This window comes from Streptomyces cinereospinus, assembly GCF_042430725.1.
Lineage (GTDB): Bacteria > Actinomycetota > Actinomycetes > Streptomycetales > Streptomycetaceae > Streptomyces > Streptomyces cinereospinus.
In genome coordinates this window covers 1-17,067 of record NZ_JBHMCY010000020.1, presented here as the reverse complement: position 1 = coordinate 17,067, position 17,067 = coordinate 1, and the positions used below count along the sequence as shown (strand labels likewise).

At 71.9% G+C, this 17,067-nt stretch carries 15 protein-coding genes; 12 read left to right on the top strand and 3 right to left on the bottom strand.

Features of this window, described 5'->3' with window-relative positions; translation table 11 throughout:
- Positions 1-60 precede the first annotated feature (60 nt).
- Complete coding sequence (locus tag ACFF45_RS12925; protein ID WP_381345838.1) at positions 61-1,290, bottom strand: DUF349 domain-containing protein; 1,230 nt, start codon at positions 1,288-1,290, stop codon at positions 61-63.
- 134 nt (positions 1,291-1,424) lie between these two features.
- Positions 1,425-2,240, bottom strand: a complete 816-nt coding sequence (locus tag ACFF45_RS12920) for a peptidylprolyl isomerase (RefSeq protein ID WP_381345837.1) — start codon at positions 2,238-2,240, stop codon at positions 1,425-1,427.
- A 181-nt stretch (positions 2,241-2,421) separates the two neighbouring features.
- On the opposite strand from ACFF45_RS12920, the gene ACFF45_RS12915 reads away from it, so the two are divergent.
- The 5 genes from ACFF45_RS12915 (at position 2,422) to rpsD (ending at position 7,567) form a co-directional block, all read left to right on the top strand.
- On the top strand, positions 2,422-3,129 hold the full coding sequence (locus ACFF45_RS12915; RefSeq protein WP_381345835.1) for an MBL fold metallo-hydrolase: 708 nt from the start codon (positions 2,422-2,424) through the stop codon (positions 3,127-3,129).
- A 13-nt stretch (positions 3,130-3,142) separates the two neighbouring features.
- Positions 3,143-4,405, top strand: coding sequence for a histidine--tRNA ligase (gene hisS, locus ACFF45_RS12910; protein ID WP_381345834.1), 1,263 nt, complete (start codon positions 3,143-3,145; stop codon positions 4,403-4,405).
- Between the two features lie 175 nt (positions 4,406-4,580).
- Positions 4,581-5,243: a vitamin K epoxide reductase family protein gene (locus tag ACFF45_RS12905; protein ID WP_381345832.1), complete on the top strand. Its 663-nt coding sequence runs from the start codon at positions 4,581-4,583 to the stop codon at positions 5,241-5,243.
- A gap of 48 nt (positions 5,244-5,291) precedes the next feature.
- Entirely contained in the window at positions 5,292-6,647 is a 1,356-nt protein-coding gene (locus ACFF45_RS12900; protein ID WP_381345830.1) for a replication-associated recombination protein A, read from the top strand.
- A 305-nt stretch (positions 6,648-6,952) separates the two neighbouring features.
- Positions 6,953-7,567: a 30S ribosomal protein S4 gene (gene rpsD, locus ACFF45_RS12895; RefSeq protein WP_381345829.1), complete on the top strand. Its 615-nt coding sequence runs from the start codon at positions 6,953-6,955 to the stop codon at positions 7,565-7,567.
- A gap of 24 nt (positions 7,568-7,591) precedes the next feature.
- Here the strand turns inward: rpsD and ACFF45_RS12890 are convergent, their stop codons facing one another.
- A complete protein-coding gene (locus ACFF45_RS12890; RefSeq protein WP_381345827.1) occupies positions 7,592-9,751 on the bottom strand; it encodes an ATP-binding protein in 2,160 nt (719 codons plus the stop codon).
- Between the two features lie 159 nt (positions 9,752-9,910).
- Between ACFF45_RS12890 and ACFF45_RS12885 the strand changes: the two genes are divergently transcribed.
- The 7 genes from ACFF45_RS12885 to ACFF45_RS12855 form a co-directional block, all read left to right on the top strand.
- A complete protein-coding gene (locus ACFF45_RS12885; protein WP_381345825.1) occupies positions 9,911-10,345 on the top strand; it encodes a DUF948 domain-containing protein in 435 nt (144 codons plus the stop codon).
- An 8-nt stretch (positions 10,346-10,353) separates the two neighbouring features.
- Complete coding sequence (locus ACFF45_RS12880; protein ID WP_381345823.1) at positions 10,354-10,704, top strand: hypothetical protein; 351 nt, start codon at positions 10,354-10,356, stop codon at positions 10,702-10,704.
- Positions 10,704-13,376, top strand: coding sequence for an alanine--tRNA ligase (gene alaS, locus ACFF45_RS12875; protein ID WP_381345821.1), 2,673 nt, complete (start codon positions 10,704-10,706; stop codon positions 13,374-13,376). Before ACFF45_RS12880 ends, alaS begins: the two co-directional genes overlap by 1 nt.
- Positions 13,377-13,389: 13 nt before the next feature.
- Positions 13,390-13,854 carry a Holliday junction resolvase RuvX gene (gene ruvX / locus ACFF45_RS12870; RefSeq protein WP_381345820.1) on the top strand — a complete coding sequence of 155 codons (465 nt, stop codon included), beginning with the start codon at positions 13,390-13,392 and terminating at the stop codon, positions 13,852-13,854.
- A 120-nt stretch (positions 13,855-13,974) separates the two neighbouring features.
- Positions 13,975-15,651, top strand: coding sequence for an endolytic transglycosylase MltG (mltG, locus tag ACFF45_RS12865; RefSeq protein WP_381345819.1), 1,677 nt, complete (start codon positions 13,975-13,977; stop codon positions 15,649-15,651).
- Entirely contained in the window at positions 15,632-16,471 is an 840-nt protein-coding gene (locus tag ACFF45_RS12860) for a shikimate dehydrogenase (protein WP_381345817.1), read from the top strand. Before mltG ends, ACFF45_RS12860 begins: the two co-directional genes overlap by 20 nt.
- Positions 16,472-16,703: 232 nt before the next feature.
- Positions 16,704-17,067 (top strand): chorismate synthase (locus ACFF45_RS12855; protein WP_381345815.1); only part of this gene is annotated, 364 nt, incomplete at its 3' end.

Here is a 17,067-nt window from a genome sequence, read left to right as displayed (position 1 = left end):
GGACACCAGCAGACACGCGGAAGGGGCTCCCCGCGGGGAGCCCCTTCCGCGTGCGACGGGTCAGCCGCCGAACTCCTGCAGACCCTTGAGCGCCTGGTCCAGCAGCGCCTGACGGCCCTCCAGCTCCCTTTCGAGCTTGTCCGCCTTGGCGTTGTTGCCCTGCGCGCGCGCCTGCTCGATCTGCTGCGTCAGCTTGTCGACGGCGGCCTGGAGCTGGCCGGTCAGCCCCTCGGCACGCGCGCGTGCCTCCGGGTTGGTGCGGCGCCACTCGGCCTCCTCGGCCTCCTGGATGGCCCGCTCCACGGCGTGCATACGGCCCTCGACCTTCGGCCGGGCGTCGCGCGGCACATGGCCGATGGCCTCCCAGCGCTCGTTCACCGAGCGGAAGGCGGCCCGCGCGGCCTTCAGGTCGGTGACCGGGAGGATCTTCTCGGCCTCCTCGGCCAGCTCCTCCTTGAGCTTGAGGTTCTCCGCCTGCTCCGCGTCCCGCTCGGCGAAGACCGAGCTGCGGGCGGCGAAGAAGACGTCCTGGGCGCCGCGGAAGCGGTTCCACAGGTCGTCCTCGTGCTCACGCTGTGCGCGGCCCGCGGCCTTCCACTCGGTCATCAGCTCCCGGTAGCGCGCGGCCGTCGGCCCCCAGTCCGTCGAGTTCGACAGCTCCTCGGCCTCGGCGACCAGCCGCTCCTTGGTCCTGCGGGCCTCCTCGCGCTGCGCGTCCAGCTGCGCGAAGTGCGCCTTGCGGCGCTTGGAGAACGCCGACCGGGCGTGTGAGAAGCGGTGCCACAGCTCGTCGTCCGACTTGCGGTCCAGCCGCGGCAGCCCCTTCCAGGTGTCCACCAGGGCCCGCAGCCGCTCACCGGCCGCCCGCCACTGGTCGGACTGCGCCAGCTCCTCCGCCTCGGCGACCAGCGCCTCCTTGGCGTGCCGGGCCTCGTCGGTCTGCCGCGCCCGCTGCACCTTGCGCTCCTCGCGTCGCGCCTCGACGGTCTGGGCCAGCTTGTCCAGGCGGGCCCGCAGCGCGTCCAGGTCGCCGACCGCGTGGTGCGCCTCGACCTGCTCGCGCAGATGGTCGATGGCCGCCGTCGCGTCCTTCGCCGACAGGTCGGTGGTGCGCACACGCTTCTCGAGGAGGCCGATCTCGACAACCAGGCCCTCGTACTTGCGCTCGAAGTAGGCCAACGCTTCCTCGGGGGAGCCGGCCTGCCAGGAACCGACGACCTGCTCGCCGTCGGCCGTACGCACGTACACGGTCCCCGTCTCGTCGACGCGGCCCCACGGGTCGCTGCTCACAGCGCCTCCTCCACATGATGCCTGCGGGGGCCTCAGCTCTCCCGGGCATCGTCCACAGTTTCGTCACGGCCAACATAGGCGACCGGCGGGTTGCCTGTCCGCATCCCGCGCGACCGAAATTGCGCAGTTGGCGGTCAGGATTTCGTGACGGTCGCCTTGTCGATCACAACGGTCGCGTTCGGGGCTCCGTCACCGGCTCCGGTGCTCTCGCCCGCGTCGGCGATCTTCTTCAGGACCGTCATGCCGGACTCGGAAACGGTACCGAACGGGGTGTAGCTGGGCGGCAGCTGACTGTCCTGGTAGACGAGGAAGAACTGGCTGCCGCCGGAGTCCGGCTGGCCGGTGTTCGCCATGGCCACGGTGCCGGCGGGGTAGATGTTGTCCTTGAGGCTCGTGTCCTTGAGGTTCTCGTCCGGGATCGTGTACCCGGGACCGCCGCTGCCGCTGCCCGTCGGGTCGCCGCACTGGAGCACGTAGATGCCGTTGGTGGTCAGCCGGTGGCACTTGGTGTGGTCGAAGTAGCCCTTGCCGGCCAGGAAGCCGAACGAGTTCACGGTGTGCGGGGCCGCCGACGTCTTCAGCGCGATGTCTATGTCGCCGCAGGTCGTGGCCAGCTTCATCGTGTACTGCGCCGACGTGTCGATGGTCATCGCCGGCTCCTTCTCCCAGGTCGCCGTCGCGGCCTTGCCGGCGGCCGGCTCGTCGCACGGGTCCGGCGCCTTGCTCGGCGAGGCGCTCTCCGTGACCTCCGTGCCCGCGGTGGTCCTGTCGTCGTCCTCGAGTACGCCGGTCGTGTACAGCGCGAGGCTGCCGATCAGGACCACGCCGAGCGCCGAAGCGATCACGGCGTTGCGCGTACGCGCCTTGCGCCGGGCGTCGGTGCGCCGCTGCTGCTGCCGCAAGAACTTCTCCCGGGCGAGCTGACGCCGCCGCTGTTCCTGGCTGACCACCGGATGTACTCCTCATGCGTCTCGAACGTCGACCGGTACGCGTACGCGCGGTGAGCCGACCGCCTGTGTGTGCCCCGTACCGTATATGGGTTCGCTGAGGAATCGGCAGCGCCGGTAGGCTCTTGGGGTCAGGCTCGGCGGTCGCCGAGTCCGCCCCCGTCGACACAAACGAAGGACGATCGTGCTCATTGCCGGGTTCCCCGCCGGTGCCTGGGGGACGAACTGTTATCTCGTCGCCCCCGCCGCCGGTGAGGAGTGCGTGATCATCGACCCGGGCCACCAGGCGGCCCCAGGAGTCGAGGAAGCGCTGAAGAAGCATCGGCTCAAGCCCGTCGCCGTCGTCCTCACCCACGGCCACATCGACCACGTCGCCTCGGTCGTCCCGGTCTGCGGAGCGCACGACGTGCCGGCCTGGATCCACCCCGAGGACCGGTACATGATGAGCGACCCGGCGAAGGCCATCGGCCTGTCGGTCGGGACGCCGCTGCTGGGCGAGCTGACCGTGGGGGAGCCCGACGACGTCAGGGAGCTGTCCGACGGGGTGACGCTGGACCTGGCGGGGCTGGAGTTCTCCGTCGCGCACGCGCCCGGCCATACCAAGGGGTCGGTGGCCTTCCGGATGCCCGAGAGCGCGGACGTCCCGTCCGTGTTCTTCTCCGGGGATCTGCTCTTCGCCGGCTCCATCGGACGCACCGACCTGCCCGGCGGTGACATGGCCGAGATGCTCGACTCGCTGGCCCGCGTGTGCCTGCCGCTCGACGACTCGACCGTGGTGCTGTCCGGCCACGGCCCCCAGACCACCATCGGCCAGGAGCGCGCCACCAACCCGTATCTGCGGCAGGTGGCCGCCGGCCAGAAAGCCGCCGAGGCTCCCCGACGAGGAATGTGACGAGAGACCTTCCGTGAGCACCTTCAAGGCCCCCAAGGGCACGTACGACCTGATCCCGCCGGACAGCGCCGCGTACCTGGCCGTCCGCGAGGCGATCGCCGCCCCGCTGCGCACGTCCGGCTACGGCTACGTCGAGACGCCCGGCTTCGAGAACGTCGAGCTGTTCGCGCGCGGTGTCGGCGAGTCCACCGACATCGTCACCAAGGAGATGTACGCCTTCGAGACCAAGGGCGGCGACCGGCTCGCCCTGCGCCCCGAGGGCACGGCGTCGGTGCTGCGCGCCGCGCTGGAGGCCAACCTGCACAAGGCGGGCAACCTGCCGGTCAAGCTCTGGTACTCGGGCTCGTACTACCGCTACGAGCGCCCCCAGAAGGGCCGCTACCGCCACTTCTCCCAGGTCGGCGCCGAGGCCATCGGCGCGGAGGACCCCGCCCTCGACGCCGAGCTGATCATCCTGGCCGACCAGGCCTACCGGTCGCTGGGCCTGAGCGACTTCCGCATCCTGCTCAACAGCCTCGGCGACACGGAATGCCGCCCGGTCTACCGGGCCGCCCTCCAGGAGTTCCTGCGCGGCCTCGACCTCGACGAGGACACCCTGCGCCGCGCCGAGATCAACCCGCTGCGCGTCCTCGACGACAAGCGCCAGGACGTCCAGAAGCAGCTCACCGACGCCCCGCTGCTGCGCGACTTCCTCTGCGACGCCTGCAAGGCGTACCACGAGGAGGTCCGGGAGCTGATCGGCGCGGCGGGCGTCGCCTTCGAGGACGACCCGAAGCTGGTGCGCGGCCTGGACTACTACACGCGGACCACCTTCGAGTTCGTGCACGACGGCCTGGGCTCCCAGTCCGCGGTGGGCGGCGGCGGCCGCTACGACGGCCTGTCCGAGATGATCGGCGGCCCCGCGCTGCCGTCCGTCGGCTGGGCGCTCGGCGTCGACCGCACGGTGCTCGCCCTGGAGGCGGAGGGGATCCAGCTGCAACTCCCCGCCGCCACCAGCGTCTTCGCGGTGCCGCTCGGCGAGGAGGCCCGCCGGGTGCTGTTCGCCAAGGTCACCGAGTTGCGCAAGCAGGGCGTCGCCGCGGACTTCTGCTACGGCGCCAAGGGCCTCAAGGGCGCCATGAAGAACGCCAACCGCAGCGGTGCCCGCTACACGATCGTGGCCGGCGAACGCGACCTCGCCGAGGGCGTCGTCCAGCTCAAGGACATGGAGTCCGGCGAGCAGACGGCCGTCGGCGTCAACGAGATCGTCGCCGAACTCGAAGCCCGGCTGGGCTGACCGACACCCGTGAGGGCGCCGCGCTCCGCGCCGGGCGGCCGGCGCCCTCACGCGTGTCCGGAACCGGTCACCGGGCCGTACGTCCTCATGTGCGGCGAACGGTGGACTTACGCGCGCGTGCGGCACAATGTCCCCTGCCGGAAGCAGGCCCCCCTCAAGTGACGGAATCGGCGTGATGAGCAAGACGACAGTCAAGGACGTCTCCACCGAGCCCGAGCCCGAGCCGCAGCGCGCCGCCGCCGAGCCGCGCACGGTGGGCGGCAGCCGGGCCTTCGCGCTGCTGCTGGTGATCACGGGCGCGGCAGGACTGCTCGCCGCGTGGGTCATCACGCTCGACAAGTTCAAGATCCTTGAAGCCGAGGCGCGGGGCGAGACGTTCACGCCGAGTTGCAGCCTCAACCCGATCGTCTCCTGCGGCAGCGTCATGGAGAGCGCCCAGGCCTCGGTCTTCGGCTTCCCCAACCCGATGCTCGGCCTGGTCACCTACGGCATCGTGATCTGCGTCGGCATGAGCCTGCTCGCCCGGGCCCGCTTCCCGCGCTGGTACTGGCTCGCCTTCAACGCGGGCACGCTCTTCGGCGTCGTCTTCTGCGCCTGGCTGATGTTCCAGTCGCTGTACCGGATCAACGCGCTGTGCCTGTGGTGCTCGCTGGCCTGGGTCGCCACCATCGTCATGTTCTGGTACGTGACGTCGCTCAACGTCCGCAACGGCTTCCTGCCGGCGCCGGACGGGCTCAAGCGGTTCTTCGCCGAGTTCACCTGGGTGCTGCCGGTCACGCACGTCGGCATCATCGTCATGCTGGTCCTGACCCGCTGGGGCAGCCAGCTCTGGGCCTGACACCGGTGCCGGGCGGCGTTGTCGGCGCGGTGAATTAGGGTTTCCGGCGTGGAGCCCGACCTGTTCACCGCCGCGGCAGAAGAACGCCAGGAGAAAGACCCGACCGCGAGTCCCCTGGCGGTGCGCATGCGCCCGCGCACCCTCGACGAGGTGGTCGGCCAGCAGCACCTGCTCAAGCCCGGCTCACCCCTGCGCCGGCTGGTCGGCGAGGGCGCCGGGGGACCGGCGGGCCCGTCCTCGGTGATCCTGTGGGGCCCGCCCGGCACCGGCAAGACGACCCTGGCGTACGTCGTCTCCAAGGCGACCGACAAGCGGTTCGTGGAGCTGTCCGCGATCACCGCCGGCGTCAAGGAGGTCCGCGCGGTCATCGACGGCGCCCGCCGCGCCACCGGCGGCTTCGGCAAGGAGACCGTCCTCTTCCTGGACGAGATCCACCGCTTCAGCAAGGCCCAGCAGGACTCCCTCCTGCCCGCCGTGGAGAACCGCTGGGTCACGCTGATCGCGGCGACCACCGAGAACCCGTACTTCTCGGTGATCTCCCCTCTGCTCTCCCGATCCCTGCTGCTGACCCTCGAACCCCTCACCGACGACGACGTGCGGGGCCTGATCCGGCGCGCCCTCACCGACGAGCGCGGCCTGGGGGGCGCCGTCACGCTCCCCGAGGACACCGAGGCCCACCTGCTGCGGATCGCCGGCGGCGACGCCCGCCGTGCCCTGACCGCCCTGGAGGCCGCCGCCGGAGCCGCCCTGGACAAGGGCGAGAGCGGCATCGGCCTGGCGACGCTGGAGGCGACGGTCGACCGCGCCGCCGTGCAGTACGACCGGGACGGCGACCAGCACTACGACGTGGCCAGCGCCCTGATCAAGTCGATCCGCGGCTCCGATGTCGACGCCGCCCTGCACTACCTGGCCCGGATGATCGATGCCGGGGAGGACCCGCGCTTCATCGCCCGCCGCCTGATGATCTCCGCCAGCGAGGACATCGGCCTGGCCGACCCGAACGCCCTGCCGATCGCGGTCGCCGCCGCCCAGGCCGTCGCCATGATCGGCTTCCCGGAGGCCGCCCTCACCCTCAGCCACGCCACCATCGCCCTCGCCCTGGCGCCCAAGTCCAACGCCGCCACCACCGCGATCGGCGCCGCCCTGGACGACGTCCGCACGGGGTCGGCGGGGCCGGTGCCCACGCATCTGCGCGACTCCCACTACCAGGGCGCGGGCAAGCTCGGTCACGGACAGGGGTACGTCTACCCGCACGACCTGCCCGAGGGCATCGCCGAGCAGCAGTACGCGCCGGACGCCCTCAAGGACCGCACGTACTACACCCCGACCCGGCACGGGGCGGAGGCGCGGTACGCGGACGCCGTCGAGTGGACCAGGAAGCACCTGGGGCGCAAGCGGTCCTGAGCACCCTGTAGACTTGCCTGGAGTGCCGAGTCCCGTGCTGTCAGAGCGGGGCAGGCCGGTCGGAGCCCGGCCCCTCGCGGACCGGCTCCAGGAGCGTCGCGCACCGTCGAACGGTGTCGCGGGCAGCCCACCACCACCCGGAGTCCCGGGACGGTCGGTGGGCCACTCGCGTGCTGCACGTATGTGCCCAGACCAGGGGAGCGGCTGCCCGGCAGGTCCTGCGCGGACCCGGCGGGATTCCCCGGCTGCGGATGCGACCTCCCTCAACCCTGACGAGCCGGAAGACTACGAAAGAGACAAAGACAGTGGCGAACCAGTCCCGCCCCAAGGTCAAGAAGTCGCGTGCCCTCGGTATCGCGCTGACCCCGAAGGCCGTCAAGTACTTCGAGGCCCGCCCCTACCCGCCGGGCGAGCACGGCCGTGGCCGCAAGCAGAACTCGGACTACAAGGTCCGCCTGCTCGAGAAGCAGCGTCTGCGCGCGCAGTACGACGTGTCCGAGCGCCAGCTCGTCCGCGCCTACGAGCGTGCCTCCAAGGTCCAGGGCAAGACCGGTGAGGCCCTGATCATCGAGCTGGAGCGTCGTCTGGACGCCCTGGTGCTGCGTTCGGGCATCGCCCGCACGATCTACCAGGCCCGCCAGATGGTCGTCCACGGCCACATCGAGGTCAACGGCCAGAAGGTCGACAAGCCCTCGTTCCGTGTCCGTCCCGACGACGTGGTGATGGTCCGCGAGCGCAGCCGCGAGAAGACCCTCTTCGCCATCGCCCGCGAGGGCGGCTTCGCCCCCGACGGCGAGACCCCGCGCTACCTCCAGGTGAACCTCAGGGCCCTGGCGTTCCGCCTGGACCGCGAGCCGAACCGCAAGGAGATCCCGGTGATCTGCGACGAGCAGCTCGTCGTCGAGTACTACGCCCGCTGACCCGGACGCAGCCCGAACCGCGCATCAGCCCGCCGTCTCCCCGCCCTTCCGGGTGGGCGAGGCGGCGGGCTCGCGCATGTGCGCCGCGCCGCGGGCCCGCCGCACCGGCCCGCACGGATCCGGCGGCGCCGCCACCGACCCCGGCCGGCCGAGCGCCAGCCCCACCGCCTCCTCCCGGCCGAGCCGCGCGCCCTGCCGTACGCACGCCTCGTAGCGCTCGTCGCCCAGCAGCCGCCGCGCCGTCGCCTCGCACCGCTCGTGCGGGACGTTGTAGTGCGCCGACCCGAACAGCGGCAGGCCCACCGACGGCCACATGCCCTGCGCCGCGCCCTGGAGCACCGCGGCCTCGGCCGGATCGCCGTCCGCCGTGGTGACCAGGGCCAGCAGCTCGATCGCCAGCACCGTGCCGAGCAGGTCGTGGAAGGCGTGCGCGCCGGACAGGAAGTCGGTGAGCAGGGTGCGGGCGCGGGGCGGGTCGCCCTCGGCCCAGGCGGCGTACGCCAGCACGAACAGCGCGTAACCGCGGGCCCAGCGCTCGCCGTGGTCCTCGCACACCCGGCGCACGTCCTCGCACAGCTCCACCGCGTCCGCCGGATCGCCCCGGAACGCCCGCGCCATCGCCAGCTCGACCTGGGCCATCAGGACGTTGCTGTTCAGCTCGCCGACCTCCCGGTAGCGCGCCAGCGCCGAGCGCAGCAGCGTTTCCGCGCCCGCCATGTCGTCCGTGACCAGCGCCAGGCAGCCGGTGCGGTGCTCGGCGTAGGCCAGCGCCACGGCGCTCGCGGACCGCTGCGCCGCCTCCCGGCACTCCTGGAGCGCGGCCGGCGCCGCCGCCGCGTCGCCCTGGAGCACGGCGACGTACCCGAGCACCCACAGGGCCTTCAGCCGGGAGTGCTCGTTGCCGGAGTCCAGCCGCAGGCTCCGCTCCAGCCAGTGCCGCCCCTCCGCCAGTCGCCCGCAGCCGACCCAGCAGAACCACAGCGAACCCGCGAGGTACTGGCCCAGCCGGGCCTCCTCCGGCTCGCTCAGGCAGTACTCCAGGGCGCAGCGCAGATTCGGCAGTTCCGCCTCGACGCGCGCCGCCACCTCGCGCTGCCGCGGGGAGAACCAGTCCAGCTCGCACCAGGTCGCCAGGCCCACGTACCAGTCGCGGTGCCGTCGGCGCATCCGGGCCGCGTCGCCGGCCGCCGCCAGCCACTGCGCGCCGTACGCCCGGACCGTGTCCAGCATGCGGTAGCGCGGCCCGGCCCGGGTCTCCTCGCGGGCCACCACGGACTGCGCGATCAGTTCGGTCAGCACGTCGAGGACCTCGTCGGCGGGCAGGCCGTGCCCGCCGCACACGTACTCGGCGGCCTCCAGGTCGAAGGCGCCGGCGAACACCGACAACCGGGCCCACAGCAGCCGTTCCCCGGGCGTGCACAGCTCGTGGCTCCAGCCGATCGCCGTGCGCAGCGTCCGATGCCGGTGCGGCGCCTCCCGCCCGCCGCCGGCCAGCAGCCCGAACCGGTCGTCCAGCCGGTCCAGCAACTGCCCGGGCGACAGCGCCCGCAGCCGTCCCGCCGCCAGTTCGACGGCGAGCGGGATGCCGTCCAGACGCCGGCACACCTGCCGTACCGTCCGGTCGTCACCGCACGCCACCCCCTGCTGCGCGGCCCGGTCCCGGAAGAGCTCGGCGGCCTCGTCCTCGGGCAGCGGCGCCAGCGGGAACAGCCGCTCGCCCGCCACCCCCAGCGGCCGGCGCCCCACCGCGAGCACCCGCAGCCCCGGCGCCCGCCGCAGCACCGCCGTCACCAGCGGGGCGCACGCGCCCACCAGATGCTCGAACCCGTCGAGGATTAGCAGGAGCCGGCGGTCGGCGAGGTGCGCGAGGAGCGTCTCGCGCGGCGGCCGCGCGGTGTGGTCGGTCTGCCCCAGCGCCGCCGCGACCGCGTGGTCCACGAACTCCGGATCGCGCACCGGCGCCAGGTCCACGCGCCACACCCCGTCCGGCGGCGCGGACCGGGCCGCGGCCCGCGCGGCGAGCCGCGACTTGCCGACCCCGCCGGTCCCGGTCACGGTCACCAGCCGGGAGGCGTCCAGCGCCCCGGCCAGTCCGGCCAGTTCGGCCGCCCGGCCCACGAACGCGTCCAGCTCCGGGGGAAGATTGCCGGGGGCGGGCGCACCGTCGCGCCGAGGAGGTCGCATGGGACACGGAGCGTACTGAAGCGTGTTCGCTCCGTACAACCGCGTCCCGCGGCTCCGCTGCGGCCGCGCCGTAATCCGGTACGGAGCGCGAGCCCCGGCGCGATAGGCTCGGTGCACGACTTCTTCGATGTTCAGGCACGTTTAGGGAGCGGGTGCGCAGTGTCCGGTGGCGAGGTGGCCGGCATCCTGGTGGCGGTCTTCTGGGCGATCCTGGTCTCCTTCCTCGCCGTGGCCCTGGCGAGGCTGGCCCAGACGCTCAGGGCGACGACCAAGCTGGTGGCGGAGGTGACCGACCAGGCCGTGCCGCTGCTGGCGGACGCCTCGACGGCGGTGCGCTCGGCGCAGACCCAGATCGACCGGGTCGACGCCATCGCCTCGGACGTCCAGGAGGTCACGTCGAACGCGTCCGCGCTGTCCACGACCGTCGCCTCCGCCTTCGGCGGCCCGCTGGTCAAGGTCGCCGCCTTCGGGTACGGCGTGCGCCGGGCCCTCGGCGGCCACAAGGAGGACGTGCCCGCCAAGTCGTCGAGACGTACCGTGATCGTGGGCCGGACCGTACCGGCCGCGCGGCGGGTCAAGCGGAAGAAGGACTGAGGCCAGCGATGTTCCGCCGTACGTTCTGGTTCACCTCGGGCGTCGCCGCCGGCGTGTGGGCCACCACCAAGGTCAACCGCAAGCTGAAGCAGCTGACCCCCGAGAGCCTCGCCGCCGCGGCCGCGAACAAGGCGGTCGAGGCGGGCCACCGGCTCAAGGACCGGGCCGTGGGCTTCGCCCTCGACGTCCGCGCCAACATGGCCCAGCGGGAGGCCGAACTGGAGGACGCGCTGGGCCTGCACGCGGATCCGGAGCTTCCCCCCGCGCGGCGTCACGCCGCCATCGAGAACCGCAACAAGCCGAAGTCGTACGTCATCGACCGCACGACGCACACGCACAACCGGAATGAGGACCACTGATGGAGTCGGCTGAGATCCGCCGCCGCTGGCTGAGCTTCTTCGAGGAGCGCGGGCACACCGTCGTCCCTTCGGCGTCGCTCATCGCGGACGACCCGACTCTGCTGCTGGTCAACGCCGGCATGGTGCCCTTCAAGCCGTACTTCCTGGGTGAGGTCACCCCGCCCGCCCCGCGCGCCACCAGCGTGCAGAAGTGCGTGCGCACGCCCGACATCGAAGAGGTCGGCAAGACCACCCGCCACGGCACGTTCTTCCAGATGTGCGGCAACTTCTCGTTCGGCGACTACTTCAAGGAAGGCGCCATCAAGCTCGCCTGGGAGCTGCTCACCACGCCCCAGGACGAGGGCGGTTACGGCCTGGCGCCGGAGCGCCTGTGGATCACCGTCTACCAGGACGACGACGAGGCCGAGCAGATCTGGCGCGACGTCGTCGGCGTCCCCGCCGAGCGCATCCAGCGGCTGGGCAAGAAGGACAACTTCTGGTCGATGGGCGTCCCCGGCCCGTGCGGCCCCTGCTCCGAGATCAACTACGACCGCGGCCCGGAGTTCGGCGCCGAGGGCGGCCCGGCCGTCAACGACGAGCGCTACGTGGAGATCTGGAACCTCGTCTTCATGCAGTACGAGCGGGGCGAGGGCACCTCGAAGGAGGACTTCGAGATCCTCGGCGACCTGCCGAGCAAGAACATCGACACCGGCCTCGGCCTGGAGCGCCTCGCCATGATTCTGCAGGGCGTGCAGAACATGTACGAGATCGACACCTCCATGGCCGTCATCGACAAGGCCACCGAGCTGACCGGTGTCCGCTACGGCCGGGCCAAGGCCTCCGACGTCTCGCTGCGGGTCGTCACCGACCACATCCGCACCGCCGCCATGCTCATCGGCGACGGCGTCTCCCCCGGCAACGAGGGCCGCGGCTACGTCCTGCGCCGCATCATGCGCCGCGCCATCCGCAACATGCGCCTGCTCGGCGCCACCGGTCCGGTCGTCAAGGACCTGATCGACGTCGTGATCGGCACGATGGGGCAGCAGTACCCCGAGCTGATCACCGACCGCGAGCGGATCGAGAAGGTCGCCCTGGCCGAGGAGAACGCCTTCCTCAAGACGCTGAAGGCCGGCACCAACATCCTCGACACCGCCGTGACCGAGACCAAGGCCGCCGGCTCCACCGTGCTGCCGGGCGAGAAGGCCTTCCTGCTCCACGACACCTGGGGCTTCCCGATCGACCTCACCCTGGAGATGGCCGCCGAGCAGGGCCTCGCCGTGGACGAGGACGGCTTCCGCCGCCTGATGAAGGAGCAGCGGGAGCGCGCCAAGGCCGACGCCCGGGCCAAGAAGACCGGCCACGCCGACCTCGGCGCCTACCGCGAGATCGCCGACCGCGCCGGTGAGACCGACTTCATCGGCTACACCGATACCGAGGGCGAGTCCACGGTCGTCGGCATCCTGGTCGACGGCGTCTCCTCGCCCGCCGCCACCGAGGGCGACGAGGTCGAGATCGTCCTCGACCGCACCCCCTTCTACGCCGAGGGCGGCGGCCAGATCGGCGACACCGGCCGGATCAAGGTCGACTCCGGTGCCGTCATCGAGGTCCGCGACTGCCAGAAGCCGGTCCCGGGCGTCTACGTCCACAAGGGCCTCGTCCAGGTCGGCGAGGTCACCGTCGGAGCCAAGGCGCACGCCTCGATCGACGCCCGCCGCCGCACGGCCGTCGCCCGCGCCCACTCGGCCACCCACCTCACCCACCAGGCCCTGCGCGACGCCCTCGGCCCGACGGCCGCCCAGGCCGGTTCCGAGAACCAGCCCGGCCGCTTCCGCTTCGACTTCGGTTCCCCGTCGGCCGTTCCGACGGCCGTGATGACCGACGTCGAGCAGAAGATCAACGAGGTGCTCGCCCGCGACCTGGACGTGCGCGCCGAGGTCATGGGCATCGACGAGGCCAAGAAGCAGGGCGCCATCGCCGAGTTCGGCGAGAAGTACGGCGAGCGGGTCCGCGTGGTGACCATCGGCGACTTCTCCAAGGAGCTGTGCGGCGGCACGCACGTCCACAACACCGCGCAGCTCGGCCTGGTCAAGCTGCTCGGCGAGTCCTCCATCGGCTCGGGTGTGCGCCGTATCGAGGCCCTCGTCGGTGTCGACGCCTACAACTTCCTCGCCCGTGAGCACACGGTCGTCGCCCAGCTCCAGGAGCTGATCAAGGGCCGTCCCGAGGAGCTCCCGGAGAAGGTCTCCGCCATGCTCGGCAAGCTGAAGGACGCCGAGAAGGAGATCGAGAAGTTCCGCGCCGAGAAGGTGCTCCAGGCCGCCGCGGGTCTCGCCGGGTCCGCCAAGGACGTCCGCGGCGTGGCGCTGGTCACCGGCCAGGTCCCGGACGGCACCACCGCCGACGACCTGCGCAAGCTGGTGCTCGACGTACGCGGACGCATCCAGGGCGGCCGGGCCGCCGTGGTCGCCCTGTTCACGGTGGCCCATGACAAGCCGCTGACGGTCATCGCCACCAACGAGGCCGCCCGCGAGCGCGGCCTCAAGGCCGGTGACCTGGTCCGCACGGCCGCCAAGACCCTCGGCGGCGGCGGTGGCGGCAAGCCGGACGTCGCCCAGGGCGGCGGCCAGAACCCGGCCGCCGTCGGCGAGGCCGTCGACGCCGTCGAACGGCTCGTGGCGGAGACGGCCAAGTAAGGATTCCGTGCAGATGCGCAGAGGACGTCGCCTCGCGATCGACGTCGGGGACGCCCGGATCGGGGTCGCCTCGTGCGACCCCGGCGGGATCCTCGCCACGCCCGTCGAGACGGTTCCGGGCCGGGACGCCCCCGCGGCTCACCGCCGGCTGAGGCACCTCGTCGAGGAGTACGAGCCGATCGAGGTCGTCGTCGGGCTCCCTCGCTCCCTCAAGGGGGGCGAGGGCCCCGCCGCGGTGAAGGTCCGCGGCTTCGCCCAGGAACTGGCCAAGGGCATCGCCCCGGTCCCGGTCCGGCTGGTCGACGAGCGGATGACCACGGTGACCGCCGGGCAGAGCCTGCGGGCCTCCGGGGTGAGATCCAAGAAGGGCCGCTCGGTCATCGACCAGGCCGCCGCTGTGATCATCCTCCAGCAGGCACTGGAATCCGAACGGGTGTCAGGCGAGCCCCCCGGCGAGGGCGTCGAAGTGGTCATCTGATCGCGATACGGTAACGTTCCGCGCGATGCGGCGGCATTCGAACAGCGCCGCACAGCAAGAGGCGGAACGGAAGCCGTGTCCGAAGCCGGGCGACCGCCGCCTCGCGGCTCTAGGGGATCGATGACTGAGTATGGCCGGGGCCGAGGCTCCGAACCGTGGCATCCGGAGGACCCGTTGTACGGGGACGGCGGATGGGGAGGACAGCAGGCCCGGACGGGTCAGCAGTCCCCCTACGGCGGCCAGCCGCAGCACTGTCCAGAGCAGCCGCAGCCGCAGCAGCAGCCGCAGTACGGCGACTGGGGCACCGGCGGGCAGCCCGCCTACGGCCCGCAGCAGTATCCGCCCCAGTACGACCAGCAGCAGTACGCCGGCCAGACGCAGCAGCCGTACCCCCAGCAGCAGTACGACACCGGCAACTGGCCCACCGGGGCGCAGCCGCAGCTGTCCTACACCGGCGACCCGACCGACCCCTACCCCCAGCAGGCGGCCGCCTTCGGCGGCGAGCAGCCCGACCTCTACGGGACGCCCGACGCCTATCCGCCGCCCGAGCCGCCCGGCCGGCGGCGCGCCGAGCCGGAACCCGGAGCCGACTGGGATCCCGGCCCGGACCAGGGCGAGCACGCCTTCTTCTCGGGCGAGGGCGAGAACGACGACGAGCCCGGCGAGCGGCGCGGCCGCGGTGAGCGGCGCGGCCGGGGCGGCAAGGGCAAGCGCAGCCGCAACGGGTGCGCCTGCCTGGTGGTGGCCCTGGTCTTCGGCGGCGGTCTGGCCGGCGTCACCTACTTCGGCTACCAGTTCTACCAGGACCGTTTCGGCGCGGCCCCGGACTACGCGGGCGAGGGTACGGACGAGCAGGTCACCGTCGAGATCCCCAAGGGCGCGGCCGGTGCCGAGATCGGCCGCCGGCTGAAGGCGGCCGGCGTCGTCAAGAGCGTCGACGCCTTCGTGGCCGCCCAGTCGCAGAACCCCGACGGCGAGTCCATCCAGGCCGGCGCCTACCTGCTGAACAAGCAGATGTCCGCCAAGAGCGCCGTCGAGATGATGCTCGACCCCAAGAGCCAGAACAACGTGATGGTGACCCCGGGCCAGCGCAACGTCGCCGTCTACCGCGCCATCGACGAGAAGCTCGGCCTGGAGTCCGGGACCACCGAGGACGTCGCCGAGAAGCAGTACAAGAGCCTCGGCCTGCCCAGCTGGGCGAGGAACAGCACCGACGCCCAGGTCAAGGACCCGCTGGAAGGGTTCCTCTTCCCGGGCACCTATCCCGCGGCCAAGGGCATGAAGCCCGAGGCGGTCCTGAAGGAGATGATCACCCAGGCCAACCGGCAGTACGGCCAGTACGACCTCGACGCCCAGGCCAAGACGCTGAACCTGGACAACCCGATGCAGGTCATCACGGTCGCCAGCCTCGTGCAGGCCGAGGGCAAGACGGAGGACGACTTCCGCCGGATGGCCGAGGTGGTCTACAACCGCCTGTCGCCGGACAACACGGAGACCTACCAACTGCTCCAGTTCGACTCGACCTTCAACTACCTGAAGGGCGAGAGCAACATCAACATCAGCGAAGACGAGATCAACAGCAACCAGGACCCGTACAACACCTACACCCAGAAGGGCCTGCCGCCCGGACCGATCGGCAACCCCGGGGCGGAGGCGCTCAAGGCGGCGCTGAACCCGACCGACGACGGCTGGATGTACTTCGTGGCGACCGACGGCCTGAACAAGACGGAGTTCGCCCGGACCCACGACGAATTCCTGGATCTGAAGGACAAGTTCAATGAGAGCGCCGGCAACTGAAGCGCGCCGGGCCGCCGTGCTCGGTTCGCCCATCGTCCACTCCCTGTCCCCGGTGCTGCACCGGACGGCCTACCAGGAACTGGGACTGACGGGCTGGACGTACGACCGATTCCAGGTCGACGAGGAGGGGCTGCCGGGCTTCTTCGCGCAGCTCGGCCCCGAGTGGGCCGGGCTGTCGCTGACCATGCCGCTGAAGCGGGCCGTGATCCCGCTGCTGGACTCGATCAGCGACACCGCCGCCTCGGTCGAGGCGGTCAACACGGTCGTCCGGACCGAGGACGGCCGGTACGTCGGCGACAACACCGACATCCCCGGCATGGTCGCGGCCCTGCGCGAACACGGCATCGAACAGGCCGACTCGGCCGCGGTGCTGGGCGCCGGCGCCACCGCCTCCTCGGCGCTCGCCGCGCTCGCCCGGATCTGCACCGGGGAGGTCGTCGTATACGTCCGCAGCGCGGCCAGGGCCGCCGAGATGCGGCAGTGGGGCGAGCGGCTGGAGGCCGAGGTGCGGATCGCGGACTGGGCGGACGCGGCCGAAGGGCTGGACCACCCGCTGGTCGTCGCGACCACCCCGGCCGGGGCGACCGACGCCCTCGCCGCGGCCGTCCCGGAGCGGCCAGCGACGCTCTTCGACGTGCTGTACGACCCGTGGCCGACCACGCTGGCGGCGCGCTGGTCGGCGTACGGCGGGGCCGTGGTCGGCGGGCTGGACCTGCTGGTGCACCAGGCCGTGCTCCAAGTGGAGCAGATGACGGGCCGCGCGCCGGCGCCGCTGGACGCCATGCGCAAGGCCGGTGAGCACGCCCTCGCCGGTCACTAGGGGGCGTTACCCGCTCGCCCTCCCGGCGCGGGAGCGCGCCGCCGGGTTCCGTCCCGGCCGCGACCCGGCCACCGCGGCGTCCGTCTGCTGGACCGGCGGGCTGACCGGTGGCCGGAACGTGGGAGGATCGGACCTGGCGGGCCAGGGCCGCGCACCCCGGTCACGCCGTCGCCGTACGCGAGGACGCGTGTGCGGCAGGGCAGTACCAGGGCGCGAGCACTGAGGAGCACCGTTGAGCAGGTTGCGCTGGCTGACCGCGGGGGAGTCCCACGGTCCCGCACTCGTCGCGACGCTGGAGGGCCTTCCCGCCGGCGTGCCGATCACCACGGAGATGGTGGCGGACCACCTGGCGAGGCGGCGGCTCGGCTACGGACGCGGTGCGCGCATGAAGTTCGAGCGGGACGAGGTGACGTTCCTCGGCGGTGTCCGGCACGGGCTGACCCTCGGCTCGCCGGTGGCCGTCATGGTCGGCAACACCGAGTGGCCGAAGTGGGAGAAGGTCATGGCGGCCGACCCCGTGGACCCGGCCGAGCTGGCCGAGCTGGCGCGCAACGCGCCGCTGACCCGGCCCCGGCCCGGCCACGCCGATCTCGCCG